The following is a 1,399-nucleotide window of genomic DNA, read 5'->3' as shown; positions in this document are numbered from 1 at the left end:
AAAGTCGTGAAGTTTAGTGATTCTAAACGAACGACTTTTAACGCCGCTGTAGTAGCGAAAAGTAATGGCGAAAAAGCGTCATAGTCCTACGGATTGTGTTTAAAATGAGCACACTCGTCGTTGTAACCCTCATCAATAGTCCCACTATTGATTTCGGCTTACGCCTAGATTGTGCTCATTTTAAACGACAACTCAAAATATAAACAAAGAGCAACAGACCCTATTTAAATAAAGTCTTTTCTCATCGGGGTAAAATTATCCAGCAGCACGCCGGCTTGCAAGCAGCGGCAGCCGTGCATGATGTTGGGTTGTTTATATAAAACATCGCCGGCTGTGACAATTTGAGTTTGGTCGCCAATGGTAAATTCAAATTCGCCGCACAGAACATAGGTCAGTTGTTCGTGCGGGTGGCTGTGCATAGCACCAACGGCACCTTGTTCGAAATGCACTTCCACCGCCATTATATTTTCGCTGTAGGCTAAAATTTTGCGTTTCACGCCATTACCTAAATCTTCAAGTTTAAGCGTATCGGCATGAATAAAATTGCAATCTTTCGACATAGCGGCTCCTATCTCGCCAGCCAACCGCCATCGACGGCAATAGTGTAGCCGTTGATATAATCGGCGGCGCATGAGGCTAAAAATACGCAAGGGCCGGCAACATCACTCGGCGTTCCCCAGCGCCCGGCGGGAATGCGATCCAAAATTTCTTTACTGCGTTCGCCATCGCTTCTTAAGGCGGCGGTGTTGTCGGTTGCCATATAACCCGGTGCAATTGCGTTGACATTAATATTGTGTTTTGCCCATTCATTCGCCATGGCTCGGGTGATCCCCATGACCGCACTTTTTGAGGCGGTATAAGACGGCACACGAATTCCGCCTTGGAAAGAGAGCATCGACGCAATGTTAATAATCTTGCCGCCGTGTCCTTGTGCGATAAACTGCTTGGCAACCGCCTGTGACAGGAAAAATACGGTTTTCAAATTGATATTGATCACCTCATCCCAATTTTGCTCGCTGAAATCGATGGCATCTTCGCGGCGGATAATCCCAGCATTGTTGACTAAAATGTCGATTTTACCAAATGCGGCAACGGCTTTTTCGACAATTGACGGAATGCTGCTTTGTTGCATCAAGTTGGCTTGAATATTGATAAACCGGCGTCCGGTGGCTTCGATTTTTTGCCGAGTTTCGCTCGGCTCGCTCAAATTAACGCCGACGATATCACAGCCGGCTTGTGCTAAGCCCAGCGCCATGCCTTGCCCCAATCCAGTATTGCAACCGGTGACCAAGGCGACTTTTCCTTCTAAGCTGAATGAATTCATAAACATGTGGTTATCTCCTTTCGTATTATATTTTGAATATTAGGGTCTGTTGATGTTTGTTTATAATTTGAGCTA

At 46.0% G+C, this 1,399-nt stretch carries 2 protein-coding genes; both read right to left on the bottom strand.

Annotated elements, in window-relative coordinates:
* Nucleotides 1-224: 224 nt before the first annotated feature.
* Nucleotides 225-560, bottom strand: coding sequence for a cupin domain-containing protein (locus tag FHQ30_RS10395; protein ID WP_139612167.1), 336 nt, complete (start codon nt 558-560; stop codon nt 225-227).
* A gap of 8 nt (nt 561-568) precedes the next feature.
* Entirely contained in the window at nt 569-1,330 is a 762-nt protein-coding gene (gene kduD / locus FHQ30_RS10390) for a 2-dehydro-3-deoxy-D-gluconate 5-dehydrogenase KduD (protein WP_139612166.1), read from the bottom strand.
* Between the last annotated feature and the right edge of the window lie 69 nt (nt 1,331-1,399).

Origin of the sequence: Testudinibacter sp. 'clade 2' (genome assembly GCF_006227735.1) — a bacterium.
Taxonomy (GTDB): Bacteria; Pseudomonadota; Gammaproteobacteria; order Enterobacterales; family Pasteurellaceae; genus Chelonobacter.
Note: the sequence above shows the minus strand (reverse complement) of the source record. Positions and strands in the feature narration are given on the sequence as shown.